At 49.1% G+C, this 26,281-nt stretch carries 22 protein-coding genes; 5 read left to right on the top strand and 17 right to left on the bottom strand.

The features are described from left to right. Positions 1-18 precede the first annotated feature (18 nt). From P2H89_RS04365 to mraZ, 8 genes are all read right to left on the bottom strand, one after another. Positions 19-1,293 carry an FtsW/RodA/SpoVE family cell cycle protein gene (locus P2H89_RS04365; protein WP_275825307.1) on the bottom strand — a complete coding sequence of 425 codons (1,275 nt, stop codon included), beginning with the start codon at positions 1,291-1,293 and terminating at the stop codon, positions 19-21. A gap of 146 nt (positions 1,294-1,439) precedes the next feature. Next, entirely contained in the window at positions 1,440-2,780 is a 1,341-nt protein-coding gene (murD, locus tag P2H89_RS04360) for a UDP-N-acetylmuramoyl-L-alanine--D-glutamate ligase (protein ID WP_275825306.1), read from the bottom strand. A gap of 203 nt (positions 2,781-2,983) precedes the next feature. Further along, a complete protein-coding gene (gene mraY, locus P2H89_RS04355) occupies positions 2,984-4,261 on the bottom strand; it encodes a phospho-N-acetylmuramoyl-pentapeptide-transferase (protein ID WP_275825305.1) in 1,278 nt (425 codons plus the stop codon). Positions 4,262-4,430: 169 nt separating this feature from the next. Further along, positions 4,431-5,897, bottom strand: coding sequence for a UDP-N-acetylmuramoyl-L-alanyl-D-glutamate--2,6-diaminopimelate ligase (locus tag P2H89_RS04350; RefSeq protein ID WP_275825304.1), 1,467 nt, complete (start codon positions 5,895-5,897; stop codon positions 4,431-4,433). Between the two features lie 41 nt (positions 5,898-5,938). Then, positions 5,939-8,041 carry a penicillin-binding protein gene (locus tag P2H89_RS04345; RefSeq protein WP_275825303.1) on the bottom strand — a complete coding sequence of 701 codons (2,103 nt, stop codon included), beginning with the start codon at positions 8,039-8,041 and terminating at the stop codon, positions 5,939-5,941. Positions 8,042-8,109: 68 nt separating this feature from the next. Further along, a complete protein-coding gene (locus tag P2H89_RS04340) occupies positions 8,110-8,466 on the bottom strand; it encodes an FtsL-like putative cell division protein (protein WP_275825302.1) in 357 nt (118 codons plus the stop codon). A gap of 191 nt (positions 8,467-8,657) precedes the next feature. After that, positions 8,658-9,617, bottom strand: coding sequence for a 16S rRNA (cytosine(1402)-N(4))-methyltransferase RsmH (rsmH, locus tag P2H89_RS04335; RefSeq protein WP_275825301.1), 960 nt, complete (start codon positions 9,615-9,617; stop codon positions 8,658-8,660). Positions 9,618-9,625: 8 nt separating this feature from the next. After that, on the bottom strand, positions 9,626-10,096 hold the full coding sequence (gene mraZ / locus P2H89_RS04330; RefSeq protein ID WP_275825300.1) for a division/cell wall cluster transcriptional repressor MraZ: 471 nt from the start codon (positions 10,094-10,096) through the stop codon (positions 9,626-9,628). A 379-nt stretch (positions 10,097-10,475) separates the two neighbouring features. On the opposite strand from mraZ, the gene P2H89_RS04325 reads away from it, so the two are divergent. Together P2H89_RS04325 and P2H89_RS04320 are read left to right on the top strand one after the other, a co-directional pair. Continuing rightward, complete coding sequence (locus P2H89_RS04325; RefSeq protein ID WP_275825299.1) at positions 10,476-10,886, top strand: hypothetical protein; 411 nt, start codon at positions 10,476-10,478, stop codon at positions 10,884-10,886. Positions 10,887-10,913: 27 nt separating this feature from the next. Further along, positions 10,914-12,155 (top strand): S-adenosylmethionine:tRNA ribosyltransferase-isomerase, encoded by a 1,242-nt coding sequence (locus P2H89_RS04320; RefSeq protein WP_275825298.1) that lies wholly within the window; start codon positions 10,914-10,916, stop codon positions 12,153-12,155. Here P2H89_RS04320 and P2H89_RS04315 read toward each other — a convergent pair. After that, positions 12,106-13,503 (bottom strand): HAMP domain-containing sensor histidine kinase, encoded by a 1,398-nt coding sequence (locus P2H89_RS04315; RefSeq protein WP_275825297.1) that lies wholly within the window; start codon positions 13,501-13,503, stop codon positions 12,106-12,108. The genes P2H89_RS04320 and P2H89_RS04315 overlap by 50 nt on opposite strands. Before the next feature lie 314 nt (positions 13,504-13,817). On the opposite strand from P2H89_RS04315, the gene P2H89_RS04310 reads away from it, so the two are divergent. Next, entirely contained in the window at positions 13,818-14,369 is a 552-nt protein-coding gene (locus tag P2H89_RS04310; protein WP_275825296.1) for a YqgE/AlgH family protein, read from the top strand. Positions 14,370-14,456: 87 nt separating this feature from the next. Here P2H89_RS04310 and P2H89_RS04305 read toward each other — a convergent pair whose 3' ends face one another. The 3 genes from P2H89_RS04305 to P2H89_RS04295 form a co-directional block, all read right to left on the bottom strand. Beyond that, on the bottom strand, positions 14,457-15,077 hold the full coding sequence (locus tag P2H89_RS04305) for an outer membrane beta-barrel protein (RefSeq protein ID WP_275825295.1): 621 nt from the start codon (positions 15,075-15,077) through the stop codon (positions 14,457-14,459). 26 nt (positions 15,078-15,103) lie between these two features. Beyond that, on the bottom strand, positions 15,104-15,739 hold the full coding sequence (locus P2H89_RS04300) for a DUF4136 domain-containing protein (RefSeq protein ID WP_275825294.1): 636 nt from the start codon (positions 15,737-15,739) through the stop codon (positions 15,104-15,106). 178 nt (positions 15,740-15,917) lie between these two features. Continuing rightward, complete coding sequence (locus tag P2H89_RS04295) at positions 15,918-17,054, bottom strand: MFS transporter (RefSeq protein ID WP_275825293.1); 1,137 nt, start codon at positions 17,052-17,054, stop codon at positions 15,918-15,920. A 300-nt stretch (positions 17,055-17,354) separates the two neighbouring features. Between P2H89_RS04295 and P2H89_RS04290 the strand changes: the two genes are divergently transcribed. Continuing rightward, the gene (locus tag P2H89_RS04290; protein ID WP_275825291.1) at positions 17,355-19,265 is read left to right on the top strand and encodes a T9SS type A sorting domain-containing protein; all 1,911 of its coding nucleotides are present in this window, start codon (positions 17,355-17,357) and stop codon (positions 19,263-19,265) included. 170 nt (positions 19,266-19,435) lie between these two features. On the opposite strand, the gene P2H89_RS04285 is transcribed toward P2H89_RS04290, so the two are convergent. The 5 genes from P2H89_RS04285 to P2H89_RS04265 all read right to left on the bottom strand — a co-directional run bounded on the left by P2H89_RS04285 (position 19,436) and on the right by P2H89_RS04265 (position 24,294). Continuing rightward, positions 19,436-20,575 (bottom strand): hypothetical protein, encoded by a 1,140-nt coding sequence (locus P2H89_RS04285; RefSeq protein WP_275825290.1) that lies wholly within the window; start codon positions 20,573-20,575, stop codon positions 19,436-19,438. Positions 20,576-20,706: 131 nt separating this feature from the next. After that, positions 20,707-21,300, bottom strand: a complete 594-nt coding sequence (locus P2H89_RS04280) for an HAD family hydrolase (protein ID WP_275825289.1) — start codon at positions 21,298-21,300, stop codon at positions 20,707-20,709. Then, positions 21,297-22,028 carry an SDR family oxidoreductase gene (locus P2H89_RS04275; protein ID WP_275825288.1) on the bottom strand — a complete coding sequence of 244 codons (732 nt, stop codon included), beginning with the start codon at positions 22,026-22,028 and terminating at the stop codon, positions 21,297-21,299. The genes P2H89_RS04280 and P2H89_RS04275 overlap by 4 nt, the downstream gene beginning before the upstream one ends. A 13-nt stretch (positions 22,029-22,041) precedes the next feature. Next, on the bottom strand, positions 22,042-23,376 hold the full coding sequence (locus P2H89_RS04270) for an FAD-binding oxidoreductase (RefSeq protein WP_275825287.1): 1,335 nt from the start codon (positions 23,374-23,376) through the stop codon (positions 22,042-22,044). Between the two features lie 15 nt (positions 23,377-23,391). Then, a complete protein-coding gene (locus P2H89_RS04265; protein WP_275825286.1) occupies positions 23,392-24,294 on the bottom strand; it encodes a UbiA prenyltransferase family protein in 903 nt (300 codons plus the stop codon). Between the two features lie 250 nt (positions 24,295-24,544). Here P2H89_RS04265 and P2H89_RS04260 point away from each other — a divergent pair, with 250 nt between their 5' ends. After that, entirely contained in the window at positions 24,545-26,167 is a 1,623-nt protein-coding gene (locus tag P2H89_RS04260; RefSeq protein WP_275825285.1) for a hypothetical protein, read from the top strand. The last annotated feature ends 114 nt before the right edge of the window (positions 26,168-26,281 follow it).

Genomic DNA, 26,281 nt, shown 5'->3' with positions numbered 1-26,281 from the left:
TGGTCTTGATCTTAGTATTTATGCTTCCGCCGTGGCGGCCTTATCCAAACCAGCCTTTCCTTCCGTTTGCTCCACATTGCGCGCCACACTTAATATGATACCTATCGACAAACAGGTAAACAGGAACGAGCTACCACCCATACTAACCAGCGGCAGCGTAACCCCCGTTACCGGAAACAGGTTTACCGTAACAGCCATATTGATCAGCGCCTGGATCACCAGCGTAAAGCTGAGGCCCAGCGCCAGGAAGGCCCCGAATGCATAAGGGCATTTCTTGAATACCCGGATGCTCCTTAACAGGAACAACAGGTAGATCAATATGATAAAAGCCCCTCCCACTATACCGTACTCCTCGATGATGATCGCGAAGATGAAATCCGAATACGGGTGCGGCAAAAAGTTGCGGCTCTCGCTGTTACCAGGTCCCAGTCCCAGCATGCCACCCTTGGCGATGGCGATCTTGGCCTGGTTGATCTGGTAGTTGTCGTCCTTATCGGCCGTCTTGCTGTCGTATACGAAATTCTGCACCCGCTTGATCCAGGTAGGCATACGACCTGCTTCGAGGATCGTTGGCAGGTCTTTCATTTTTCCTTCCTCTTTATCGTAATACGCCACGGCGATGGTAACAAGAATAACTACCGGTATGGCAACTATTCCGATCGTCATCAGCAAATGCTTCGTGCTTACCCGCCCGATAAACATCAGGATCATACTGGTAGCGCCCACCAGCAACGCAGTCGACAGGTTGGCTGGCGCGATCAGTATACAAATGATAACAACCGGCAGCATGACCGGTATGAACCCCTGTTTAAAATCCTTGATCTTTTCCTGCTTCTTACTCAACAACCGGCTCAGGTACATGAACAATGCCAGCTTGGCGAGGTCAGAGGTTTGGAAGGTCAAATTGATGATAGGCAGCCTGATCCACCGGCTACCTTCATTCAATCGAACACCAAAGAACAGTGTATATATAAGGAGTGGAATGGAGATCAAAAACAATATCCTTGCCACTCTTGAATACAACGTATAGTTTACGCGGTGCGAAAAATAGATCACCGCCATGCCCACAATGATGAACATGATCTGTTTGAACAGGTAGATCTCTGTATTGCCCCGGTTGTATTTATACGCCAGCAAGCCGGTAGAGCTATACACTACCAGCATCGACACCAGCGCCAGCACCAACACGATGGCCCAGATGGTCTTATCACCTTTCGTCCTGCTCAAAAGACTGCCAGGGCTTCTACCGATAGAAGCCATCTCTTCAAAACGTATATCTTTTGAGTTGCTCATTTACAAGTTCTCCTTCTTCAGCTTCCGCCTTCTTTCATTTCCTGCACAATACCTGCTTCACTGCTCTTACGCTGCATTCACCACCCGGCAGTCAGCTTACTCGTGCGTTACGTCCCTGCAATAAGATCGCCGTTACCGGCGTTTTATTAAAGTTCGCGCACAGCAGCCTTGAACTGATCGCCCCTGTCTTCATAGTTCTTGAACAGGTCGAAGCTCGCACAGGCAGGGCTCAGCAACACCACATCGCCTTTATTGGCCAGGTGAAAAGCAGCCTGCACCGCTTCGCGGGCACTGCCGGTATTGACCATTACTTCCACATCATGCTGGAAGGCTTCGTGAATCTTCCTGTTATCTACTCCCATGCACACGATCGCTTTTACCTTCTCTTTTACGAGATCGGTGAGCAGTGTATAATCATTCCCCTTGTCAACCCCACCCAATATCAGGATCGTTGGCTTGTCCATGCTTTCCAGGGCATACCAGGTACTATTTACATTCGTTGCCTTACTATCGTTGATGAAAGTAACACCCCGTACCACAGAAACCGGTTCCATCCGGTGTTCGAGGCTTTCAAAAGTTTGAACGGCATCACGGATCTTTTCCTTACGGATCCCGATCGTTGCCCCCGCTATCCCTGCTGCCATTGTATTGTATTGATTGTGTTTACCCTTCAGGGCAAAATCATAAATACTCATCTGGACCTTCTCGTCGCCACTCGCGATGGTCATTTTTCCATTTTGGATGAAAGCGCCGCGATTGATTTCTCTGCTCATAGTGAATGGTAGTGGGTTAGATTTGATAGTAAAATGCCCCAGGTTCTGCATGGTCACAGGGTCATCCTCACAATAAATAAAATAATCGTTTTCGGTCTGGTTCTCCACGATCCGGAACTTACTGTTGATGTAGTTCTGGAACTTATAATCGTATCGATCCAGGTGGTCTTCCGTGATATTGGTAAGGATTGCTATATCTGGTCTGAACGTTTTGATATCGTCCAGTTGAAAACTGCTGATCTCGGCTACATACAAAGGCTTGGGATCGAGCGCCACCTGTTTGGCAAATGAATACCCGATATTGCCTACGATCGCCGCATCCAGACCACCCACCTTACAGATATGATAAGTAAGTGCTGTGGTGGTCGTTTTGCCATTTGCGCCGGTAATACCAATGATCTTGCTATCACCCTTGTGGCGGTAGGCCAGCTCGATCTCACTGATCACCGGAATCCCCTTCGCCCTGATCTTCTTTACCAGCTCATTCTTTTCGGGAATGCCCGGACTCTTCATCACTTCATCTGCATTCAGGATCAGGTCCTCGGTATGTTTACCGGCTTCAAAAGGAATATTGTAGGATTCAAGCTCTGCGCGATAGTTGTCTTTGATGGCCTGACCATCCGATACAAAAACGTCGTATCCCTGCTGCTGACCCAATATGGCAGCACCAACTCCACTTTCACCGGCTCCGAGTATTACCAAACGTTTGCTCATGTATCTTCCAAAATCATTTAATGCCAGTTGACCGCTATAGTAGCGGCGGCCAGTTCATCGGGTTTATCCACGAATCGGATTAAGGGGGTTTTTCGGTAGTTTGAACTTTATTCCAACTACACTCTACTATGTTGGTTTTTCGTAAGAGGAACTTAGAGCACTAACTGATCAGAGGGCTAACCAAACTACTATGTATGTTTCTACTACCTGATCTTCAATGTAACGATCGCAAACACGATGCACAGAATGGTCACGATCCAAAACCTCGTCACGATCTTCGCTTCATGGTAACCCAACTTCTGGTAATGGTGGTGTAACGGGCTCATGAGAAAGATCCTTCGCCCCTCACCATACTTCTTCTTCGTGTATTTGAAATAACTCACCTGCAGTGTCACACTCAGCACTTCTACCAGGAACACACCACAGAATATCGGGATCAACAATTCCTTTCTTACAATAATCGCCAGGGCAGCAATGATACCACCCAGGGTCAGACTGCCCGTATCGCCCATAAACACCTGGGCCGGATAGGCATTGTACCAGAGGAAACCCACGCAGGCTCCTATCAGGGCTCCAATGAATATCGATAGCTCGCCCAGGTTGGGGATGTACATGATGTTGAGGTACTCGGCAAACCGCAGGTTGCCGCTGGCATAGGCAAATATGCCAAGACAGGCTCCAATGATCGCACTCACACCGCCCGCAAGTCCGTCAATACCATCTGTAATATTCGCCCCGTTCGACACCGCTGTGATGATAAAGATCACCACGACCACATACAGTATCCAGGTAAAGCCGCGCAGCGCCTCGGGCAGCAGCTTCGAATAGTTGAACTCATGCGACTTCACAAATGGGATCGTCGTAATGGGTTCATTCGCCTCAACAAAGTATTTTGCCTGTCCGTCCAGCGTTCTCTTGATGATCGTGGTGTCGCCAGGCTTCACCACGCCGGTATATTCCCGCCAAACTTTCGTATTGTCATTGAACATCAGCACGGTGCCTACCACTATACCCAACACTACCTGTCCCAACACCTTGAACCATCCTGCCAGTCCGTCCTTATCACCTTTCTTATAGGGAATCCCTTGCTGCTGGGCAATTCGCTTGGCACGCAGCTTCAGGTAGTCATCGATAAAACCAACGATACCCAGCCAGATCGTCGTGAAGATCATCACGCGGATATAGGCTTTATTCAGATCGGCCAGCAACAGCGTAGGTACCAGGATCGCCAGGATGATGATGAGCCCACCCATAGTTGGGGTACCCTTCTTTTGTTGCTCGCCCGCTAAACCCAGGTCACGCACCGATTCGCCCACCTGCCGCTTACGGAGGTAATTGATCAGCTTTTTGCCAAACACAGCCGAGATCACCAGCGATAAGATCACCGCTATCAAAACCCTCGAAGTAATGAACTGGAACAGTGCACTACCCGGGAATTTTACTCCCGCCTCCTTGAACCACTCGAATAAAGAATACAACATGTTGGCTTGTTTGACCAGGAATTAAAGAGCAGAAAAAGAAAAGAGAGGTAAGCTTCTTTCGTTCAAGGGTTTCGTCGAGTCATAAATACGATCAACATCTTCAATGGTCATCTCTTCGCTTCCCCTACTCTTTTTTACTCCTGGCTTTATATGGAACCGTCCGTAATTATTATCTTTCAAAAAGTGAGAACATTTCTGCCAGCACCTGCTTGTCGTCGAAAGGATGTTTCACCCCTTTGATCTCCTGGTACTTCTCATGTCCCTTACCCGCGATCAACACGATATCATCCGCATTGGCCATACTGATCGCCGCTTTGATGGCTTCGTGCCTGTCAACGATCGCGATGTATTTTCTCTTGGCAGCCGTGTTCAATCCAGCCTCCATATCGCGTAAGATCTGCTCGGGATCCTCACTGCGTGGATTGTCGGAGGTAAAGATCACCCGGTCACTATGCTCGCAGGCTACATCTCCCATCACAGGCCGCTTCGTTTTATCGCGGTCGCCGCCGCAGCCAACCACCGTAATGATCTGCTCATGGCCTTTGCGAAGTCCTTTAATAGTCGCCAGCACATTCAGTAAAGCATCGGGTGTATGCGCATAGTCCACTATTCCGATCACCCTGTCTTTCGACGAGATCACGTAATCGAACCGTCCTTCGGCACCACTCAACTCACTCAACACCCGCAGCACTTCGAATTTATCTTCACCCAGGCAAACGGCTGCACCGTACACTGCCAGCAGGTTATAAGCATTGAATTCACCGATGAGCCGGAAATGAACTTCCTGGTCGTTGATGATCATCACCAGCCCGGTGAGGCCATTCTCCAGTATCTTTCCTTTGAATTCCGCCATCGTACGCAGGCTATACAGATATTTATGGGCCTGTGTATTCTGCAACATCACTGCACCTCTTTTGTCATCGGCATTCGAGATAGCGTGCGCTTCCGATGGCAATGAATCGAAGAACGACTTCTTTACACGGATGTATTCGTCAAACGTTTTATGATAATCCAGGTGGTCGTGCGTGATATTACTGAAGATCCCGACCACATATTTCAACCCGGCAGTACGGTGCTGATGGATGGCGTGCGAACTGGTTTCCATGAATACATGGGTGCATCCCGCATCTACCATTTGTTTCAGCAAGGCGTTCAGGCTGATGGCATCCGGCGTCGTATGGGTAGCGGGTATCACCTCGTTGCCGATATGATTCTCCACCGTACTCAGCAACCCGCACTTATAACCAAGACCCGAAAACAATTTGAACATGAGCGTCGCGATGGTCGTTTTACCATTGGTGCCTGTAACCCCTACCAGCTTTACCTTCTCGGAAGGCTGGCCATAAAAGTTGTGGGCCAGGTAACCCGCTGCTTCTCCGCTGTTCTCCACCTGCACATACGTAACACCCTCTTTCAAAGAAGCCGGCATCACTTCACAAACCACGGCAGCGGCCCCTTTTTCGATCACGCTGTCGATATACTGATGTCCATCGGCAGCAACCCCTTTAATGGCAATGAACACATCCCCCTTACCCACTTTACGGGAATCTATATGAAGGCCCTTCACCTCTACACCGGTATTACCGTGTACAGAGCGGATCCTTACCTTATATAATATGTCCTGTAATATTGCCATATACTTCTCCCTTGTTGAAAGGGTTCAATAAATTATTGTTGTTAGTTCAATTCGATGGTTACCGGCATGCTCTTCACAAATGGCGCACCGGGCTCTACACTCTGCACTTTCACCTTGCCCCGGCCTCTCACGATCACTTTTGCCTGCATATTCTCCAACAAGTACAGGGCGTCTTTCAAACCCATGCCCCGTACATCGGGCATATTCTTTTTTGAAACCGGTTGTCCGTTCATCACCGGTGCGTAGTTCTCGGCATACAAGCGGGTCCATTCATGAACACCTGCCGAATCCTTATAGCGCCACTCCAGCGTCTTCATTACCTGTTGCATGTCTTCAGTAGCGCCGGCATATAAATAATAAGAACTGTCTTTTTTAGGAGCAGGGATCGTTTTCTTATCCTTGTCTGCATTGATCGCGTACAGTTTGTCGGCCAGTTCTTTGAACACCGGTCCCGCGATCCGGGCGCCGTAGTAAACTGGAGCAAAGGGTTTGTTCTTTACCACCACAATACAACTGTACTGGGGGTTATCCGCCGGAAAATACCCTGCAAACGACGACTGGTAAATATGATCCCTGTAGCCGTTGGCACCATTTGCCATCAACGAGGTACCCGTTTTACCCGCCACGGCATAAGGCGCTCCTTTGAAAAGCGTGAACCCTGTGCCGTGTGGATCATTACACACCCCCTTTAAAAGCTCCTGCAGTAATTTCAACGTTTGCTCATTGCAAACAGCTTGCTCCAACACCTCTGGCTGATTTTCCTTCACCACCAAACCATTCTCTTTAATGGCATTGACGAGGTAAGGTTTCATCATCTTGCCATCATTGGCGATGGCATTATATAACATTAAGGTTTGCAGGGGACTTACCAGCACTTCATATCCGAAACTCATCCAGGGCAGTGATGTGGCGCTCCAGCTTCTGTTCTTAGGGGTCTTAACAACCGGTGTTGTTTCCCCCAGCAGATCAATACCGGAGTATTGATGAAATCGCATGCGCTTAAGGTGATCCACAAACTGAGTCGGCTTTTTAGCGTAGTGGGCCATCACCAGCTTAGCCATACCCACATTCGAACTCATTTCAAAAGCCTCTTTTATCGAAACATCGTATCCGTGATTCTCACTGTCGTAAACCGTTCTGCCATTTACCGTCCACGCACCACCTTCGAGGTTCACATGCTGGTTGAGGTTGATGTACTTATCTTCCAGCAGCGATAACATGGTAGCCAGCTTAAAGGTCGATCCTGGCTCGGAAGCGCGGATCGCGTAGTTCATATCCTCCCAGTAGGTGCCATCCGTACGGCGGCCCAGGTTGGCGATGGCCTTGATCTTTCCGGTCTTCACCTCCATTACCAGGGCGGTACCATATTCACATTCATTCTCCGTCAGCACCTTCAGCAAAGCATTTTCCGCGATATCCTGGATGTTCACGTCCAGGGTGGTGATGATGTCTTTGCCATTCTGCGGCTCGATCTCCGATCCATCTACCGGTACAAAAACACCGGCTGCCACTTTCCGCATCAGGCGTCTGCCGCCCTCCCCTTTCAGGATCGTATCATAGGTCTTTTCCAGCCCTACGTTCGTGTTCCTGATCTTCCCGTCGCTATCCAGATATTCTCTCGATAATCCGATCGTTCTGTTGGCCAGCAAGCCAAATGGGTTCAGTCGTTTGTCTTTCACTTCGGGAATAAAACCGCTCTTGTCCCTGCCCTGTTTTACCAGCGGCATCGTACGGAGGGTTTTATAATCCTGGAACGACAGATTCTTCTTGAAAAGAAAATAGCGATCCTTCTTCCGGTAGCCGTTCTGCAACAGCTGCCTGTATTCAGTGGCCGTTTTATCCTTGAAGTAATCAGCCAGGCTGATCGACAAAGAATCGATATTATCCTTGAAGCGCTTTCCGTTCTTTTCCCGGAGGCCTTCGGCCATAAAATCGATATATATGTTAAAGAACGGAATGGAAGTGCTCAGCATGCTTCCATCTTCACTATAGATCGTTCCCCGCTCGGCGTCGATCTCCACGAATCTTTGCTGTTGTTCTTTCGCCTGCTCCAACCAGAAACTACCCTGCACCTGCTGAATGTAAACCGCCCTGATCAGGATCACCACACTAAACAACACTATGCCGATAAAGCATAGATACACTCTCCATAATATGTCGCGCTTCACTTCCAAGGCCCAGGTAATCTATATGTTTGGTTGTCGTCTTAATACTATTCTTCTTTTTTCAGGCTTGCCGAGTCGGTCAGTACCACCGGCGGCGTTACCAGCTCTTTCAGGCCCAGCGGCTCTACCGCTTTTGCCATTTCGCTCTGCTTGCTCCTGAACATCACTTCACTCTTCAAAGTCTTGTACTCGTACTGCAACTCTTTCAACTCCTTACTCACTTTGTTGATGCTCCGGATCGTTTTGTCTGCATAGTGACCGTTGTATATATACACCACTGCCAAAGCCGACAGGAACAGGAAGAACGGAATATTTTTAACGATCCAGCGATAGCTGAACAATTTTTTCCGCTCCCGTTTACGCTCCACTTCCTTTACTTCTTCTTGTCCTTTTTCTTCGTTCATGGTTGTAAGATTAGCGGCTGAGCAGTTACTCACCACTCAACCGCTAATGAGATTGCTGAATGTTCTACCTGGTCTTCATACAGACATTGGAATTTATACCCTTTATTTTGATGATAAGAACTCGAAACTTAGTGCAGGAAACGCTGCTTAGTACCTCCCGCAATAACCAGCCATACAATCCCATAGCAGGGTTACGGCTTTTCGGCCACCCTGAGCTTGGCACTCCGCGAACGCGGGTTACGCTTAAGCTCTACCGGTGAAGCAGTGATTGGTTTTTTGGTAATTACCTTTAAAGGAGCCTCAGGAACATTACGGGCAAAAGGATCGGTATCTACCGTCTCCTCAGTGTCGCCTTTACGGAAGAAGTTCTTGACGATCCTGTCTTCCAGCGAATGGAACGTAATGATGGCAACACGACCTCCAGGCTTTAGTAGCGAAGGAATTTGTTGCAGCATTTCTTTCAAAGCCCCCAATTCATCATTCACTTCAATGCGCAATGCCTGGAATACCTGGGCAAAGTACTTGTTGGGATTCCCTTTCACCACGTCATGCAGCGCCTGTTTAAAATTGGCAATCGTTTTAAGGCTCATCTTATCCCGCACCTGTACAATGGTCCTGGCCAGTGTTTTGGAATTGGTCACTTCGCCATACTGCTCAAACAATTTGTGCAGTCGCTGCTCATCGTAAGTATCCACCACTTCGAAAGCCGTCAACGTTTGCCGTTTATCCATTCGCATATCCATATCACCTTCAAAACGAATAGAAAATCCGCGATCAGCCTCGTCAAACTGGTGGCTACTTACGCCGAGGTCAGCCATGATACCATTTACCTGTGTTAATTTATGAACCCGCAAAAACCTCTGCAGGTGCCGGAAGTTGTGGGGAACAAAGACGATCCGGGGATCATCGGGAATGTTCCGCCTGGCATCCGCATCCTGATCAAAGGCCAATAATTGCCCGTTTTTTCCAAGCCGTTTCAGTATCTCTTTGGAATGACCGCCACCACCAAATGTGCAATCCACATAAATGCCATCTGGTTCTATCTGCAGCCCGTCTACCGTTTCCTGCAACAACACCGGAACATGATATTCCGGATTGTCGCCGGATGAATCGGCAGAGAAATCAGCGCTATGGTTATCCTGCTCACTCATGATCTTGCTTAAAGCTGAATTCCCGGACCACTGCCGGCCGCCATTACCTGTTGAGCCAATTGACTGAAAGAGTCGGGTGAAAAAGATTCAAAGAACTTTTGGTACTTATCCTTATCCCAGATTTCAATTTTGTTCATCGCCGCCACCAACACAATGTCTTTCTCCAGCCCGGCATGCTCCTTCAAATTGGAAGGAACCAGCAACCGCCCCGCACCATCCAGCTCTAAAACCGTCGCTCCATTCAAGAAGTATCTCCTGAATTCCCGAACTTTGGGATCAAAATCATTCAACTTACCGATCTCAGCAAATATGGGCTCCCAACTTTTCATGGGGTATAACGTAAGGCACTTTTCAAACCCCCTGTTAATAACAAACTGGTTTCCGGCCTCTTCCGGCAGCTGCTTTTTAAAGCCAGCCGGTAAGAGGAAGCGACCTTTTGCGTCCAAAGTTGCTTCGTATTCACCTAGAAAGCCATTCATTTTTAACGACTTAACTCCTTATCGTTTCTAATTACCACAAAATAACACTTTTTCCCACTTTCTAACGAGGATTTGGAAATTTTATTTTTTCCACAGGCCTTGATTTATCTGCAATTAGCTATGATGGCGGTCTGGCGGGCTTTGAGAGGAAGTGGGAGCTCATTCGCGTGTGTATTTTCTGTGAATTCAGGCGCATAACCTGTGGATAAGCCCCTGCCCGATGTGCATTGCCAGGTTTTATGGAGATTCAGACAGGGCACCGTTCAGCCAATACCGTCCGTAAGCAGTCCTAAGGGCTGTTGGGCCGTTTAAACAATGCCCAGTAAATTTGCAGCGACAGGACGAACAGGCAGGGTTTTCTCCCACCAAATCCCACAACATGGCAACAACCGGTTATTCGGGTACCCCATTATTGAAAAAACTAGGCATCAAGGAAGCCATGAAGCTGTGGCTGCTTCATGCCCCGGACAATTACAACCAGTTGCTGGAGGCCGACCTAAGCCATCAATTGGTGGGAAAAAAGGAGCTACCCGACCTCATTCACCTGTTTGTGACCAGTAAAAAACAATTTGAAACAGAAATGCGGAGCCTGAAAACGGTATTTCAAAGCAACCCATCCGTTATTACCTGGGTCAGTTGGTATAAAAAAAGCGCCGGTATTCCCACCGACTTAACAGAAGATGTGATCCGCGCTTATGCCCTCCAACATGACCTGGTAGATATCAAGGTGTGCGCCGTGAGCGATCAGTGGAGCGGCCTGAAGTTAGTAGTACCAAAAGCAAAGCGATAAAAATCAACGGCGCATGCCGTACCCAATATGCATCCCAAGCGTTTAGCCATTAAAGATTTCACTTACGAATTGCCGGACGAACGTATAGCCAAATACCCGCTGCCGGAAAGAGACAGTTCAAAACTATTGATCTTCAAAGAAGGACAAATTACAGAAGACGTATATCGGAACATCGATCAATTCCTGCCTTCCGATTCATTACTCTTATTTAATAATACCCGCGTGGTGGAAGCCCGCCTCCTGTTCCAGAAAGCAACAGGGGCTTCGATCGAGATCTTTTGCCTCGAACCCCACGCTCATTATCCCGACATCACCACGGCCATGTCGCAAAAAGGCAGTGTTCAATGGATGTGCCTCGTGGGCGGGTTTTCTAAATGGAAAGCCGGACAGATCCTCGAAAAATCGATCTCCCACGCAGGAGGTCATATCGAACTGCGTGCCCGCTATCTCGAAAAGATCGGCGACAGTTTTTCCATCGAACTCTCGTGGTCACCCGCCAACCTCAGCTTTGCCGAAGTACTACACCTGGCCGGTATGATACCCCTGCCGCCTTACATCAAAAGGCAGGCAGAGGCGTCGGACGCCAAGCGTTATCAAACCATCTACGCGCGTACCGAAGGTTCGGTAGCAGCCCCAACGGCTGGTTTGCATTTCACCGAATCGCTGTTCGAAAAACTGAATGCGAAAAACATACAACGAAGTTACGTAACACTCCACGTAGGAGCCGGCACCTTTCAGCCGGTAAAAAGCGAGCACATGGAAGGGCATCCCATGCATGCCGAATTCATCGATGTGCCCACTACCTTGATCCAACAAATACTGGAATACACCAATAAGCCGATCACCGTAGTAGGCACCACTTCCCTACGCACGGTAGAAAGTTTGTATTGGCTTGGCGTTAAAACGATCCTGCAGCCCGGTATAGAACCCGCGGCACTAGAGATCAACCAATGGGATGCCTATGAACTGGAAGCAGATGATATCTCCGTAGAATACGCGCTCACTTCCCTACTGCAATACATGAAAAAACAGGAATGGGACAGGATCATTACCAAAACAAGACTGCTCATCACCCCCGGTTACAGGATCAGGATACCGCAGGCGCTGGTCACGAATTTCCACCAGCCCCAATCAACTTTATTGTTATTGGTAGCAGCCTTTATCGGTAAACAATGGAAGAGCATTTACCAGTATGCGATGGAACATGAATTCCGGTTTCTCAGCTATGGTGATGGATGCTTGCTGTTTCGTCAACAGGCTTTTTCTTGAGTAGTGGCAATTCCAGGGTGAAGGCCGACCCCTTGCCCAGTACGCTTTCCACCTTGATCTTCCCGTTATGGGCGTCAACGATGGTCTTCACATAGCTAAGACCAAGTCCAAATCCTTTTACGTTGTGGATGTTACCGGTATGTGCGCGGTAAAACTTCTCGAAGATGCGACGCACCGTTTCTTTACTCATACCGATGCCGTTGTCTTCCACACGGATCACGAGGTTCTTGCTCGTACTGTGCGTGGTGATCTTCAGCTCCAGGTTTTCTTTTGAGTACTTAACGGCATTATCGATGAGGTTGGAAATAAGATTGCGGAAGTGTACAGGATCAGCTTCAATGTAATCCTGGCGGGCACTCAGGTTAAGGTCGGCATGACCATTTTTATCATCCAACTGCAGCACATAGTTGTCCATGATCTCGTTGATGAGGTCGTGCACATGAATAGGTTGCTTGTTGAGCTGCAACTCCTGGCGGTCCATCACAGCAGCCTGCAGAATCGTTTCCACATGCTTGTTCATCCGCTTGTTCTCTTCTTTGATGATGCTGCTGAAATAATCCATCTTGGTGCGGTCCTGCATCACCTTGTCGTTGCGGAGGGCATCCACGGCCAGCGAGATGGTGGCCAGCGGGGTTTTGAACTCATGCGTCATATTGTTAATGAAATCATTCTTGATCTCACTAAGTTTTTTCTGACGCAGCAGCGCTGTTACCGTCACATAGAAAGCAGCGATGATCATGATCGTAAAGAAAGCGGCCCCCACGATCATCCATTTCATTTGCTGCAGGATGATCTTCTTTACATTGGGTACGATAACGATCATATTCTCTTCCGGCACCAGGTTTTCCAGGTCACTGCCGCTGGGCGGAGAGAAATAATAAATAAACGTGATATTATTACCATTGGCGGTATCGATGTCTTCTGCCGCCTTCATGAAGCCTTTCGACTTCAGCTCGTACGACATCAGGTTCACATTCGAGTTGATCGCGAATTCAAACTTGAGGTTGTGCAGGTCGTGGTTGTCGAAAGCTTTACGCAATTTCTCCTCCACTTCAAATTCCGTAAACTTTTGAGCGATGGTGGGCGGCTTCATCAATTCCATCTGGAACTGTTCGGAAGGCCAGTTGAATCCCGGCTTGGTGCGGTAGTTCTTGAGTGAGGGCAGGGTGCCTTTCTGCTCCATGAGCAGCTTGCCCACTTCATCCATGCCGCGCGTCATTTTGAACTTGAAATCTTCATGCTTATCCGCGAGCATGGTTTGCAGCCAATTGTATTGCACATATATCGTCCCTATCAGCGAAAGGCTGATCAATACGATGATGATAGGGAATACTTTCCTTAATTGCAACTGATATGTTTTTAGCGCCACCTCCATTACCTGCCTGTTACACAGCAATTCAGCCATCTGGCGAGCCGTTGGGACTTTTCTTCAAAAGCAGACAATTTCCAATCGGCAAATTTACTAAACAGGCAACAGAACCGCCAGTGGTAAGGGATCGGGCAAAATGTATTTAACTAAGTTTTATCAAGGATGACGGCCCCGCTCCTCTCCGGAAACGACAACGCCATCCGCCAAAACGCTAACTTAGGAAGATTTGTGTAACGAATCCCAATTTTTAAACAATCATTTTGCCAGCAGTATATAAGTCTTAATTTAGGAATATGATAAAACCGGGACCAGGAACGTTGTTGATAGCAGAGCCATTTCTCAAAGACCCCAACTTTATGAGAACGGTGGTTTTTCTCTGCGATCACCAGGACGAAGGCAGTTTCGGATTCGTCATCAACCGGGCTTATGAACACACACTGAATGAGTTAATGAATGACCTGGACGAGCTCAAACTCCCTGTTTTTTACGGCGGCCCCGTTCAAATGGACACCATACATTTTCTGCATCAATACCCCGCCCTCATTCCCGGCAGCTTCCAGGTACTGGATGGCATCTACTGGGGCGGCGACTTCGAAACGGCTATTAACCTTATCCGTGACGGATCGATCGACCTCAACAAGATTCGCTTCTACATAGGCTACTCCGGCTGGGGCAGCGGACAGCTCAACGACGAACTTAAAGAAAACTCCTGGCTCACCGCCGAAGCCACCAGGAAGATCGTCTTTCACGGCAATACCGCCGAGATCTGGAAAGACTCGCTGAAACTACTGGGCGGCGATTACGAAATGATGGCCAACTTTCCCATCGACCCGCAACTCAATTGATCGCATTACAACTTGTATACAAAAAACCAGGCCCCGCAACAAAGTGCAGGGCCTTTCTCATCAAACTTTCAGCACCAGAAAAATCTTTTATTGAAGGGGGAACTTTACGCCTATTCCGGCGCCCCAGTTATCCATTCCCTGCAGATCATTATAATTAACAGGCATGCAGTTGTAATCGGCCCGTAGCGTGATGCCCGCCGGCCCGCCCTTGCGGAAAGGAATGAACACACCAGCCTCGGGCCTTGCCGCAAAGCCGAATTTCGTTTTGCTGCTGCCAAACTCACCCAGGAACTGGCGATACAGGATCAGGTTGCCACCTACTCCAACCCCTACATAGGGCTGCACAATGGCTTGCGGACTAAAATTATACTGCACCTGCGCCAATACAGGAATAGCCTGTACCGAGTTAGATACTACTGCGGAGATATCACCGCCGCCTTCCAGCTTATACGTATCCCGTGGATACTTTTGGTAGAAATCCTGGAAGCCCGTTCCCAACCCTACCGACACCTTATCGTTGATGCCATACAGTAAAGACGCGGCCCAGCTCCGGTAAGTTGTCTTATTGATAAAATCCTTGAAATCGCCCACCGGCGTACTGATCGTATAATTGATGTTGAGGTGTAAGCGCCCCTCCTGTGCGCGTGCGGCGCCCGCCACGAAAAGTCCGGCTACCAGCACTGCGAATATCTTATAGGATGTTTTCATTGTTTAATCGTTTTTACGTGCAGGAATTATTGATTCGCCTTGAAGTAAGCCGATTGATCGAACAGCCGGCTGATATGCGTGGGAACGTTGGCAGTCCTGAATACACCCGATCCGCGTACCAAGCCCATCCAGATGCCATTGATCTTTTTATCGGCGCCGGCATCTTTCAAATCGAGCGCATCGATAGAAAGCGCTCCTTCTTTGATCGAGTAGGTACCATAGTAAGAAGGAAACCCATACCCATATCCCGGATAGCCCCAGTAGAAAGGGTCATAGTAGCCATAATAACTACCCCAGTAATCAGGATAACTTACAATGCCGGTGTAGGTATTGTAGATGCGGCTCACGTTAATACCCAGGTCCGGATCCTGGTCTTTGCCCACCAGGGTATAGCCCTGCTGCTGCAGCCTGCTTTTCAATGCCGCGATCACCGCCACATCGAAATCAGACACTGCTTTTCCCTCCAACCGGTTGTTGGAGATAACGGCCACAGAGTCCACAATACTGAAGGTCTTATAACTACTAAACTGCGCAGTACTATCGTAATTGGAAATGTAGATACGGCTTTCGTCTTCTGTGAGGTTATTGAGCGGTTCCTTGGTACAACTTCCCAATAGCCCCAGCGTCGCCACTGCACTAATCGTTAAGAGGATGTTTTTCATTGCGTTATTGTTTTCGCTTATGTAGACGAAAAAACAAGTGCCATGGTTCAGTAGTGGAACATCCTTAACAGTGCTATAACAGATATTAAAACGTCGTTAAAAAGCACCACAAAATCGTGCATAAAGACACCCAACTATGCGGCATAAGCGGCCGGGGAAACGGGCATTTTCGCAACGATCAGTTCTTCACCTTGCGGCAAAGCCACAAGATCACGATGCCCAGGAGGGACAATAACATAAGCGCATAACGCAACCCTGTTTGATGAGCAATGAAACCGATCATGGGCGGCCCTACCAAAAATCCGGAGAAGCCTACTGTACTCACAGCCGCCAACGCGGCACTCGTACTCATCGTGGTGGTTTTGGCGCTCAAACTATATACAATCGGGATCACGGTAGCCACGCCAAAACCGATCAATCCAAATCCGATGATCACCGCCACCGGGAAAGCAAGCGTAGTGGCAACGATCAGGCCGATGGTGATCAGGATACCATCCAGCACCAAGGCGCCTTTATAACTCAGCCTGCCGATCACCACATCACCGATCAGCCGGCCCAGCGCCATCATGCAGGCAAATACCATATACCCCGTGGTGCTTACGCGCTTCAGATCGTTCAGCACCTGTTTGTAGAACAAAGAACTCCAGTCGGCCATCGCTCCTTCACAGATCGCACAGCAGAAACAAATGGCGCCCAGCAGCCACAAAGTTTTATCGGGCCAGGCAAAGATCTTTTGCTCGCCCGCAGGTTTTCCTTTTCGGATGGTATAAAACACGGCCATCGTGGAAAGGACCAGCACGATACCCGCCACGATCAAAAAATGTCCGCGCGTGGTAGCACCTGTCTTCATCGTATAACCGCCCAGCGCGGCCCCGATCATCGCACCGATGCTCCACAAACCATGAAACGAAGAGAGCAAGGATTTATCATACATTTCTTCCTGCACCAGCAGGGCCTGCGTATTCATGGAAATATTCAACACATTACCGCAAAAGCCAAAGAAGAACAAGGAAGCCGAGAGCAAAGCGACTGAATGGCTATAACCGATCAACAACAATACGATAGCATAAGTGATCGCGGCGATGTAATTGATGAGCCGGCTGCCCAATACCGATACAGCCCATCCAGCCAGCGGCAAAGCCACCAACGCACCCAGGGGCAACATGAATAGCACTGCTCCCAGTTCGGCCTCGTTGAGGTGGAACTGATCTTTAATGGCGGGGATCCGGGAAGCCCAGGTGGCAAAAATAAACCCGCATACAAAAAAGAAGCAGGAAGCTGCAATACGATGTGTTAAGGGTTTATAGCTGCTCATGTTTGCGCAAAGATAGATGGCCACCAAATTAAATTGGCCAAAAAACTTAATACGTTGGCAGCCGATGTTATTTTCCGGACCAGGATTCTACCAGCATTTTCATGGGGATTTTACCAGCCCCTTGCAAAACCACTCGATTTTGCCGCTTTTCTGCATTCATAACATGCCAATGGATCAAATGGTATAGTAATTGTATTTTTTGGAGCACGAACCCAATCATCCGTACCGGGGCTGCCTGTAACGATCAGCATGGAATGCCATCACCAGCCCCTAGTTTGTTGACCCTAAAATCAAACCTCTATGAAAACCACGTTACTCATGGTGAGCCTCCTCGTGTGCCTGATCGTAAGCGCACAACAGGTAGAAAAAAGCCTCACAGCAGCCAATGGTCAAAGGATTGGATTCTTACAGTACACCCCCACCGATTACGATGCCACCGGTCCTAAGTATCCACTCATCATCTTCTTACATGGTACCGGACAAAAAGGCAATGGCACCACACAATTACAGAACGTAACCCAGGAGAGCGTACCCAAACTTATTAAGAATGGTCATAACATGCGCTTCTTCTGGAATGGCAAATGGCAAACTTTCCTGGTACTGTCGCCCCAACTTGCCGACACCTACGGCTGGTGGTACAATTTCTATGTAGAAGAAATGATCAAATACGCTAAAGCCAATTTGAATGTAGATACCAACCGTATATCATTGATAGGCCTTAGCCTGGGCGGCGGCGGCACCTGGGATTATCCCGGCGCGTCGATAGCCAATGCGAAACAACTCAACGCCATCGCCCCAACTGCCCCCACCTGCCAAACCAACGATTATTGCAATATCGCCAGGGCCAATTTACCGGTGTGGGCCACGCATTCACAAAACGACGGCACTACGCAGGCCAATTGTACCAGCGCCATCGTAGGCGGCATCAACAATTGCGGCGCCGCCGAAAAAGCCTACCTGGACATTTACCCCACCGGTGGTCACAACTCGTGGGACCGGGCCTTCAGTACCAACTATAGCAGCCACAATCCCAATGTATACGAATGGCTGCTGGGGAAAGATAAAAGTAAACCGGTCAACAGGCGTCCCATCGCCAACACAGGCAATAACCTCACGATCTCTACAGGAACAGGCTTTGCTTACCTGAGCGGCGCCCGCTCAACCGATGCCGATGGTTATATAGAACGGTTTATCTGGAAACAAACGGCCGGGCCCGTTACCAGTAGCATCGTAACAGCGGTATCTACCGACGGACTGACACGCATCAACGGACTCACCACTGCCGGCACTTATACCTTCGAGCTGAAAGTAGTGGACGATCGCGCCGACTACGTAACCAAGACCGTGAACATCACCGTAGTGGCCGGCACTGCCAGCAACATCGCTCCTGTAACGGAAGCAGGCGCCGATCAAACTACCGATGTATCGGCCGCTACCTTACACGGCAGCGACTCTTACGATCCCGATGGCGCCACCCTTACTTATAAGTGGACCAAAGTGAGCGGCCCCGCCATGTATACTTTCTCAAACAGCACAGTGGCCAATCCCGATATTACCAACCTGTTGATAGGCACCTATCAGTTCCAACTCGAAACCACCGATGCAGGTGGCGCCAAGAGCACCGATATCGTAACGGTCAACTCTTCAGCGATGACCATGCCCACCCAACTCAGCTGGTTCAAAGGCAACAACCAAAAGGGCACTACTACCCTCACCTGGTCAACCGCCCAGGAAGATGACAACGACCATTTCGAGATAGAGCGCAGCAGCGATGGCCAGCAGTTCACCACCATTGGCACCGTGAAGGGGGCAGGAAACAGCCTGTATGCGAACAACTATAGTTTCATTGATGCTACCGAACACCCCGCAACGCAGTATTACCGGTTGAAGCTGGTGAACAGCCAGGGTAAAACCACCCACTACTCATCGCTGGTGAAGATCACAGGCAATCGTCTTATCAGCCGGCTCGCCTATTATCCCAACCCGGTAAAGGATCAACTAACGATCGAAATAAACGATTCAAACAAAGGCATACTGCAAATAAAATGGATCAGCCTGGAAGGAAGGATCGTGCAGCAGCAACAATGGAACAAGCAGGAGGAGCAGCTTATCATCAAACTGCCCGCCAAAACGATGAACCCGGGCATCTACCTGTTGGAAGTAACGATTGGCGGCAAGCTGCGTGAGATCCGGAAGATCGTGAAGCAATAACACAGTGCGCCTTTATCATCGCGCCTCAACCTGCATAAAAAAAGCCAGGAAAGCTTATAGCTTCCCCGGCCTTAAACAAAATATCATCAAGAGCTTTTTAGACGAATAAAACCATGAACATTGATTCTACTCGCCGGGCCGCTTCGTGCGGCCTGGCCTGTTTTTGCCCCTTACTCAGTCGCCAGTTTTTTGTCCGACCGCTTGATCATTTCAAACACCATCGGTATCAGCACCAGGATCAGCGTAACCAGGTAATACCGGCTTTCGCCTGCCTGCGTCGATACAAAGTGAATGCATAACCACAGCGGCAATAAGATGAGCGACCAGGCGCGCAGCAGCACCGGTAAATACCGGAAGCAGAAGAACCAGGCCAGCGGCAAAAAGCCCAGTACCCCATATATCTCGATAAAAGCCTGCACACCATATTTACCGGTAAGATTGAACTTGAGAACCGGTAACCCGAATGGCAGGTTGTGTTCTATAGCCAGGCCTGGCGGGCGATAGCCATAGTGTGCCCGGATGGCCATGAATATAGCGACGAAAGCAATGAGAGAAACTATAGTAACTATCCAGGTAGTACGCGGAGGATTGCGCAGGAAAGGAATTCCAAACAACTTCTTTTCGTTGGCCGGGTCAACAGCCGCCGCCAGAAAATAAAGGCCGGGGATCATCAGGGCCGTTTCCCGGTTAAGGATACCCAAAATGGTGATCGGTACAATCCACCAGCCGCTCGCCTTATACAATACCACGCAAGCCATCCACAGGAATAGCATGAGATCGAAATAAGTATTGAGCGAGAGGTCGCTGTTGAACACGGCGTTCCCCATCGCGAGCGAGACAAGAAAAATACCCAGCGCATTGAGCCATTGGTTGCGCGTATAATAAGCGAAGATGGAAAACGCAAAGAGGTAGATCATCACATTCAGCAAAAACCGGAAAGCCGCAAACACGATGAGGTAGATAATCGCGTCCTTTCGATTCACCAGGGTTTCCTGTTCAACCGTAGAACCTGCCGCCTTCACCGGATCAAACTGCTTGATCTTCTCCAGTGGCACCACTTTATCGACCGTATGTTCGTAAGCCCATTTACCGCCTTCTACCACATACGGACAAAGCACCCGGTATTGCCAGGGATTGAAGAAAGGCGATTCGCCGCGCATGAAATCGAGGTGACGCTGGTATTGCCAGAAACCCAAACCATGATCGAAGTTGCGGTGAATGGGATACAGCGAAGCCACCAGCAAGCTCACGATCAGTACCAGTTTCCTGTACCATGGCCCTTTCCATACAGCCAATAAGGGTTTAAACATATTCAGTTGTTAAGAAGTTTCAGAAGGATTGGCTTTCGGAACAGGACAAAGGAGGGAACTTAATGAAACAAGGAACTGCAAAATTAAAAAGTAACCCGGCTACCGGGCGATTCTTACCCACGTGCAACAACTTACCGGAAGGGCTGATAAAATCCATGCCTGGCCAATGCCAGCATCGGCTTGTCGCCACTGGTATCACCATAACAATATACATCGCCGTAGGCAGTAAGATCGTAAGCCGCCTTGATACGCCTTACCTTCTCTTCTCCATAGCAATTAATGCCCTTGATCTTACCGGTGATCTTATCATTCTTCACTTCCAGCTGCGTACCCATCAGTGACAGGTTGAGCGTAGCACACCAGGGCTGCAGCCAGTTCTCCGGCGAAGCAGAAACGATAACCACCTCGGCGCCCGCTTTCTTCAGTTTATCAATTTCCACCAACGCTTTGGGGCGAATCAAGGCAGGTATCTTTTCCGCAGCAAACTGCTCACAGAAAACACGGAACTGCTCCGTTGTCATTTTACCAAAGAACAGCTTCAGCACTTTTTCTTTGGTCGATTGATTCGACACCAAGCCCAGCTTCATCAACACCAGCCAGGGGCTGTGCAACAAAAAGCCGAGGTAGAACTTAGCTTTCCCATGCCGGTATTTGATGATCTCCAGCAGGGTATCTTTGGTAGTGATGGTACCGTCGAAGTCGAAGAATGCAATAGGCCTGCTCAAAGTTTCAGCTTTTTAAACATAAACTCGGGAATCGATTTGATGATCAGCATGATCCAGCGCCAGAACCACTTTACATACACCACGTTCTTTTTGTTGGCCACCGCCTTGAACACCGTGTCGGCCACCAGCTCGGGCTGGGCTGTCAATAATGGAGGCAGCGTGAGGTTTTCCGTCATACGCGTATACACAAAACCAGGCTGCACACTCACTACATGGACCTGCTCATGGAACATCCGGTTGCGAAGCCCCGACAAGTAAGCTGTAAAACCAGCTTTGGCACTGCCATAAATATAGTTGCTCTGCCGGCCACGTTCGCCTGCTACCGAGCTGATGCCAGCAATCACGCCTTTCTTTTGCGCAGCGTAGTAATTGCTCACCACGTTTAGGATAGATACGGCGCCGGTATAGTTGGTATGAATGATCCTTTCACTTTCGGCCCAGTTGCCGCGTGCCACTTCATTATCGCCCAGGTAGCCGAAAACACAAATGGTAATATCCGGCTTCACAGACAGGGCATCGAAGAAAGCCTGGTGCGAGGCAAAGTTCAGCGCATCGAATTCATGTGCCGTGCAGGTTGTGTTGTACCTGATGGCGATATCCGATTCAAGCGCTTTCAGCCTTTGCACATTACGGGCAGCCAGTTGAACGGCATGTCCCTGCGAGGCATATTTTTTCGCAATGGCCACAGCCATATCCGAAGCTGCTCCCAAAATCAAAACGGTAGACATTCGATACGATCAATTAATTGTTGGTCAGTAATAACCGGTCCGATTGCGTAGAGCGTATCTTACCGTCCGGGTTGTATTTCTTTACGATAGCTTTAAATTCATCCAGTCTTGGATAGCCGGCCTCCAGCACGCCGGGCTTCATACGGGCATCCTTGCTCATGTACAGGCGGCCGCCATGTTGCAGCACGATCTGGTCCAGCTCATCGAGGAACTCGAAAAGGCCTGCACGCACCGGAATGTCCAGCGCCAGCGTATAGCCTTCCTCGGGAAAAGAGATCAGGCTGTTCTGCTCACCAAATACTTTCAACACCGCCAGGAAAGAACCAATGCCCTTATCGCTGATGCGTTGCAGTATCTCGATCAATCCCTGCTTGGCATGCATGGGCACCACAAACTGGTATTGGATGAATCCTTTTTTACCATAGCCGCGGTTCCAGTGTAAAATGGCATCCAGCGGATAATAAAAAGGCTCATAGCCCACCACATTGTTGATCTCCCGCTTGAAGTTCTTGCCGTAATACAGGAAATTGAATGCCTTTACCGTAAAGGTATTGAGCACCCAGGAGGGCAGGTTGAAAGGAAAAGTGATCTGCTTCTTCTTGGGGAGCTTTAGCGGCTCTTTCGCCTGTTGGGCGTTGAGGTCGCTTACTTTCGCGTGCTCACCCAGGATCATGATGCTGCGGCCGAACCCTTTGCCTTTCTTGAGGCAGTCGATCCAGGCCACGGAGTATGTATAATGCTTGTATTCGTCAAACAACTGCAGGATATGCTCGAGGTTATCGGCCTTGATCTGCTTTTGTTTGATGTAGGAAGTTTCAATTTTCTTGAGGCGGAACTTAACCCGGCTGATCAGCCCGGTCAAACCCATGCCGCCGCAGGTGGCATCAAAAAGGTCGGCATGCTGGGTGGGAGAACAGGTAATGGTGCGCCCCGTCGACAACACCACATCCATATCTACAATATGGTTCGAAAAGGAACCATCTACGTGGTGGTTCTTACCATGTACATCGCTGCCTACGGCACCGCCCACGGTGATGAATTTGGTGCCCGGTGTTACCGGCAGAAACCAGCCTTTCGGCACGATCACTTCCAGTATCTTATCGAGCATCAGGCCGCTCTGGCATTCGAAAACGCCGGCCTGCGTATCAAAAGAGAGTATCTTGTCGTATTTGAGCGTAGAGATCGTTTGCACACCCAAAGAAGCATCTCCATAACAACGGCCATTGCCCCGGGGAATAAAAAGGGAAGCCTCCTTCACGATTTGCTGCAACTGGTCATCATAGCTGAACTGCTGTTCATTACTTTCCATCACGGGGTAATTTCCCCAGTTGGCAATTTCTTTTTTCATGCGAATAGACCTTTTTTATTTGAACACAGTGATATCCTTCATATAAAGGATAAAATAAAAACTGGCCATCCATAGAACGAGGGTAAGCTGAATAAAACGGTCTTTGTAAAGGATTTCGGTTGGAGAGCCGGCCTGGTTCATGACAAAGGTGATCTGCAGGTAACGCATGATGCCGGCAATAACGAATAAAGAGGTATAGTATAAACGGTGCCCAAAATCTTTGTACAGGGCGCCGGATACAGTATAATTAATATAGGCCACGATCAGGATCGCGCAAAAAAGCCCCAGCAGGGTATTCAGGAATTCGAGGCTATAACCTTTGATCGATTTCCGCATATCGGTGCCGGTAGCCACTTTCAGCATCACATCGTCGCGACGCTTGGCGATGGCCATGAACAAGGCCAGCAGGAAGGTCATGATGATCAGCCATTCGGTGGTATGGATATCGCCCAGCACCGCACCGCCTTTCACCCGCAGCACGAAGCCTGCCGATACGATCAGGATGTCGAGAATGGAGATATTCTTCAGCCCAAAGCAATAGCCAAGGTTCAGGCCATAATAAATGCCCGTCATGAAGAGAAACTTGAGCGATGGATCCAGCAACGCACTGATACCCAAGCCGGCCACAGCCAGCAGGATGCAGATCGTTAAACCAATTCCTTTCTTCACTTTGCCCGAAGCCAATGGCCGCTTGCATTTTTTAGGATGCTTGCGATCGTCCTCGATGTCCCTGTAATCGTTAAGAATGTAGATACTACTGGCAAGGAAGCTAAACGCCAGGAAGCCGCCGAGCAGCATCCCAAATTGCGTTTTGAATTCCAGGGGGTCAAACAGTTTGCCTGCAAAGAAAGAGGGGATGAACAGGAAAAGGTTTTTTGCCCAGTCTTTCGGTCGTAATAATTTAATGTAATCCCGCATTTATCGTCTATTCCGGGCACAAGATACAGCACAAAAAGCTGTGATGCAAGCCCCCGGGCGATTCCATACATATGAATTATTGATTAATTCATTTTAGGGGCCAAAATTTACCCAATCGCCCTTAGTATCAGGTAAACAAGTCATTATGACACAAAACAAAGTACAATTACTTTGCACATTATTTTTTCAACCGCTACTTTCGCATAACCTTAAACCGGCCTCCGATCACGCTTCATTATATTCAACCGACATGAAACGAATATTATCCACCGCAGAGATCCTGATCATTGTGATCATTGCCCTGGTGCCCATTTTTGCCACCCTGCCCTACCGCATCAATATCTTTTTGTCGTGGGAAGGCGCCTATCGCCTCTACCTGGGGCAAACGCCTTTCAAGGACTTCGGCATGCCCGTAGGCTATATGTACTGGGAAATACCGGCCATGTTCTTCAAGATCTTCGGCCCCCAGATGATCACCCTCGTGAAAGCACAGGCTTTCATCAATATCCTGTCGGGGCTGGCTTTCCGCTCTATCTTCAAAAGCCTCGGCATACAACCCGGTATACGCTTTGCCTCGGTACTCGTATTTTGCCTTTCCTACACTTTCTTCAACTACTGGCCCTGGTATAACAATACTGTGATCATGTACGAACTGGTGGGACTGGCTTTCCTCATGAAGTACATCTTCTCCACCTCTACCAGCAAGGGGAAATATGGCTGGCTGGTAGCGTCGGGCTTTTTCATATTCTGCTCTTTCTTTACCAAACAGGATGGCGGCGCCCTCGGCCTGCTCATTTGCCTGGCCCTGCTCGGCTACCTGGCGCTGGCACACAAACAGTGGCTGGCCCTTGGCGTATTCGTTGGCTCTGTGTTCGTGACTGGCCTCGCACTCATACTGCCTGTAACCGGCACCTTCGGCTATTGGTTCAACCACGGCCAACCGCCGCACAGCTCGCGTATGTCGATCGGTGAGATACTGGGCGATTTCCTGGGAGCCTCGCAGATGATCAAATTCTATATCCTGCTCATCGTGTTGCTGCTGATGGTAGCCGTGAAGAACTGGAAGGAATTCTGGCTCAACAAGCAGCAAATGATCTTCACCCTGCTTACCCTGGGCATCCTGGCCGAGGCTACCATCTTCCAGGTAACCAGTTACGTGCCGGTCGATAACAATATCTTTTTCCACAGCTTTGCTTTCGCCTTTATCATATACCTGTTCTCCCAACTGCTGCCTATCCGGTTCGATAGCTGGAAACCGGTGATCGTGTTAGCCGCCGTGGTCATGCTCTGGTGGAGCCAGGTGTACTGGCGCTACATCGACCGCTTTGTCCTGAAAAGCGGCGGCGAGGCTTACACCACTATGACCCACGAAGGACTGGTGTATGCCAATGTGGTGAACCGGAATACGTTTATGATCCACCAGGATTCTACCGACATACCCCTCGATCAATGGCGCGTACCCAAATTAAAATCGTTTGAGCGCATTATGATGCCCAACCCGACCGTGGATGGAATCGAACGACTCATGAATATGGATTTAGTGAAGAATGGCAAGAACCTGAAAGTGCTGAATATGTCGGAGCTGACGCCCCTCGCAGCCGAAGTGCCATTTGCCCTGGAAACGGGCCCCGAGTACCCGCTCTGGTTCCATAAAGGCGTGGGCATGTTTGACAAGGAAACGGATATGTTCGTGAACCGCATTCAGAACAAGCACTACGACCTGGTGTTGTTTGAATACATCCCTTACCTCAACAATTTCTACCCCTTCAAAGTGCGCGAAGCCCTGCAGGCGAATTACAAGAAGGTGGATGTGTTTACAGCCCCCCGCAAACCCAGCTCTACGGCCTGGGTGGAAGTGTACGTAAAGCCATAAATTAGCGCAGTAAATTTCAAATATTGGTCGCCAGGCAGTCGCCTGGCGATTTTTTTTGGCATTTTAGTCAGCGTCAGGCTTGTTTTCGCTATTACCAAACTATTGCCTTGTTCG

The sequence above is a fragment of the Paraflavitalea sp. CAU 1676 genome, from assembly GCF_029223285.1.
Lineage (GTDB): Bacteria > Bacteroidota > Bacteroidia > Chitinophagales > Chitinophagaceae > Paraflavitalea.
The sequence above is the reverse complement of the archived record's forward strand: the minus strand, read 5'-3'. Positions and strand labels throughout refer to the sequence as shown.

Excerpts from the sequence above, each read along its gene's own strand:
- rsmH (WP_275825301.1), bottom strand. The coding sequence starts at position 9,617 with ATGAGTGAGCAGGATAACCATAGCGCTGATTTCTCTGCCGATTCATCC.
- P2H89_RS04325 (WP_275825299.1), top strand. The coding sequence starts at position 10,476 with ATGGCAACAACCGGTTATTCGGGTACCCCATTATTGAAAAAACTAGGC.
- P2H89_RS04340 (WP_275825302.1), bottom strand. The coding sequence starts at position 8,466 with ATGAACGAAGAAAAAGGACAAGAAGAAGTAAAGGAAGTGGAGCGTAAA.
- P2H89_RS04265 (WP_275825286.1), bottom strand. The coding sequence starts at position 24,294 with ATGCGGGATTACATTAAATTATTACGACCGAAAGACTGGGCAAAAAAC.
- P2H89_RS04350 (WP_275825304.1), bottom strand. The coding sequence starts at position 5,897 with ATGGCAATATTACAGGACATATTATATAAGGTAAGGATCCGCTCTGTA.
- P2H89_RS04270 (WP_275825287.1), bottom strand. The coding sequence starts at position 23,376 with ATGAAAAAAGAAATTGCCAACTGGGGAAATTACCCCGTGATGGAAAGT.
- P2H89_RS04305 (WP_275825295.1), bottom strand. The coding sequence starts at position 15,077 with ATGAAAACATCCTATAAGATATTCGCAGTGCTGGTAGCCGGACTTTTC.
- P2H89_RS04320 (WP_275825298.1), top strand. The coding sequence starts at position 10,914 with ATGCATCCCAAGCGTTTAGCCATTAAAGATTTCACTTACGAATTGCCG.
- P2H89_RS04310 (WP_275825296.1), top strand. The coding sequence starts at position 13,818 with ATGATAAAACCGGGACCAGGAACGTTGTTGATAGCAGAGCCATTTCTC.
- mraZ (WP_275825300.1), bottom strand. The coding sequence starts at position 10,096 with ATGAATGGCTTTCTAGGTGAATACGAAGCAACTTTGGACGCAAAAGGT.
- P2H89_RS04260 (WP_275825285.1), top strand. The coding sequence starts at position 24,545 with ATGAAACGAATATTATCCACCGCAGAGATCCTGATCATTGTGATCATT.
- P2H89_RS04365 (WP_275825307.1), bottom strand. The coding sequence starts at position 1,293 with ATGAGCAACTCAAAAGATATACGTTTTGAAGAGATGGCTTCTATCGGT.
- P2H89_RS04295 (WP_275825293.1), bottom strand. The coding sequence starts at position 17,054 with ATGAGCAGCTATAAACCCTTAACACATCGTATTGCAGCTTCCTGCTTC.
- mraY (WP_275825305.1), bottom strand. The coding sequence starts at position 4,261 with ATGTTGTATTCTTTATTCGAGTGGTTCAAGGAGGCGGGAGTAAAATTC.
- P2H89_RS04285 (WP_275825290.1), bottom strand. The coding sequence starts at position 20,575 with ATGTTTAAACCCTTATTGGCTGTATGGAAAGGGCCATGGTACAGGAAA.
- murD (WP_275825306.1), bottom strand. The coding sequence starts at position 2,780 with ATGAGCAAACGTTTGGTAATACTCGGAGCCGGTGAAAGTGGAGTTGGT.
- P2H89_RS04300 (WP_275825294.1), bottom strand. The coding sequence starts at position 15,739 with ATGAAAAACATCCTCTTAACGATTAGTGCAGTGGCGACGCTGGGGCTA.
- P2H89_RS04275 (WP_275825288.1), bottom strand. The coding sequence starts at position 22,028 with ATGTCTACCGTTTTGATTTTGGGAGCAGCTTCGGATATGGCTGTGGCC.
- P2H89_RS04290 (WP_275825291.1), top strand. The coding sequence starts at position 17,355 with ATGAAAACCACGTTACTCATGGTGAGCCTCCTCGTGTGCCTGATCGTA.